The organism is Thiolapillus sp. (assembly GCF_048562965.1).
GTDB classification, from domain to species: Bacteria; Pseudomonadota; Gammaproteobacteria; order Chromatiales; family Chromatiaceae; genus Thiolapillus; species Thiolapillus brandeum_A.
On sequence record NZ_JBHNMF010000619.1, the window covers coordinates 1 to 1834 of the forward strand.

Consider the following 1834-nt stretch of genomic DNA (forward strand, 5'->3'; position numbering starts at 1 on the left):
ACTAATTAATTGTTCTAGTTCACAAATCTGGTCAACCGTGGGCAAAGGCAGGGCATTCAGTTCATAAGCGGATACGGCCACGCTGCCACTAATGCCACGAAATGCCCTATCTACGGCTTCAGTGCTGAGTAAGGCACATACTGTTTTCGGGCTAACCGCTGCAATGTCTAAGCCCTCGCAGTAAATCATGTTGAGATGGTTTTCTACGACAGCTCCACCATACCCATCCAGGAAGTCCTGTGGTAGCAAAGCTGGAATCAAGCGGCGGGCTTGCTCTTTCGCGGTAGTACGCTGCAGCACAACGCAAGAATGCCGAGTTACCAGGTGAGGCTGTTTAGCAGAGAGCGCAATATACGGAACATGATTCCGGCGAGTAGCACTGAACTTAAAGCCTTCAGATGTCACTGACTCTGCCCAGATCAAAGGCAGGGTGTTTTTTGAAGGCATCGAGCGGAGCTGATCTTTATGGCGGTTCCACACAAGCTGACCAGTCGAGACTGCATAGCCAAGGTCTATGAGACGCGTGGGCATCTTTGCCAGGTTAGCGATAAACTTCGCATCTACCGTGCTGCGAGGAATCACCCAAGGTTCGCCCGACTTAGGAATCTTAACCTTGCCAATCTTCTCAACCTTCGCGGAATTTAGCCCTTGCGGCATTACCAGCGATATATTGGCAGATTGATTACTTTTCTCTTTTTTGTAGGCAGTCAGCAAAGTTTCTTGAAGCACGTCATCAAAAACGCCATTTCGATCAGAGATGAAGTCGATACCTTTTACTGTCGTTTCGGCGGTCAACAACTCACGCAGTGATTTGAAATACTGCCCACCCAAGAATGAAGTGGGAGTGAGGTAAGCAACCACCCCGTTGTCTGTTGCAAGTCGCAGCGCCAGGTCAGTAAACAAGCCGTATAGGTTTGCATGGCCGTACAATGACCGTGAATAAGTGTCCCGCATTTCTGGAGAGAGCTTTGTGCGCCCATAGGGAGGGTTGCCAATTACCAGGTCAAAACTCCCCATATCGGACACGTTAAGTGCGTCTCCAACGGTGATCAAGTTTGGCAATCGCCGCTTGGCTTCGACGCACAGCGGAAGGATTGACGCTTCCAGGATTACACTGTTCATCCAAGCTGCAAAGGGGTCAATTTCAATACCGCGCAGCCTTTGGCCAATACGCTTCAGTGTCCACTCAGCGGATGCTTTGGGCATGCGCTTAATCATTCTCATTGCCACAGGAGCCAAGAAAGCCCCTCCACCGCACGCAGGATCAATGGCTGTGCCTTTTCCGAAATCAAAGCCAGCTTTTTCGGCCAGGTCCAGCAGCCGGGATGCAAGTGGAGGCGGTGTGTAATAAGCGCCCAAGCTGGAGCGCAAGGAACTGGGCAGCATTACAGTATAAATTGAACCGATCAGATACCCGGCATCTTCCTCCGGGAACTGAGCTATCAACTCCCCCGTGTCCGCCGCCAGTTGCAGAGCATCCGGCTCAATTTCCTGTTCAAGGTATGGTGAGCCTTTAGGCTTCATTCTCGACTTGTAACGCTTGCAGAGGGTCTGCCAATACGTGTCGATTACAGCAGCGCAAAATGCCCGTGCATCCTGGACACGCTGCTCATCAGAGGGGCGTGAGTTTGCAAAGCCCCTCGCCATCGCTTTGCAGGCATGGTAGCGCACAAGCGGGTCATTGAACTGAGCGACATCCTGTAAGGCAAGCGTCGTTCTCATTATCGTTTTCCTTGTCGGTAAGGGAGGCGGTGTGTTGCATAAACCACCGTTTATGGAATGGTGCATTGACCTAATAATAGGGTACTTTCTCTATAAGGACTAGTCGAGTAGA

At 51.0% G+C, this 1834-nt stretch carries 1 protein-coding gene; it reads right to left on the reverse strand.

The genetic code is table 11. From position 1 onward, the window contains the following. Positions 1 to 1722 (reverse strand): HsdM family class I SAM-dependent methyltransferase (locus ACOCD2_RS18405; protein WP_419625872.1); only part of this gene is annotated, 1722 nt, incomplete at its 3' end. Positions 1723 to 1834 lie beyond the last annotated feature (112 nt).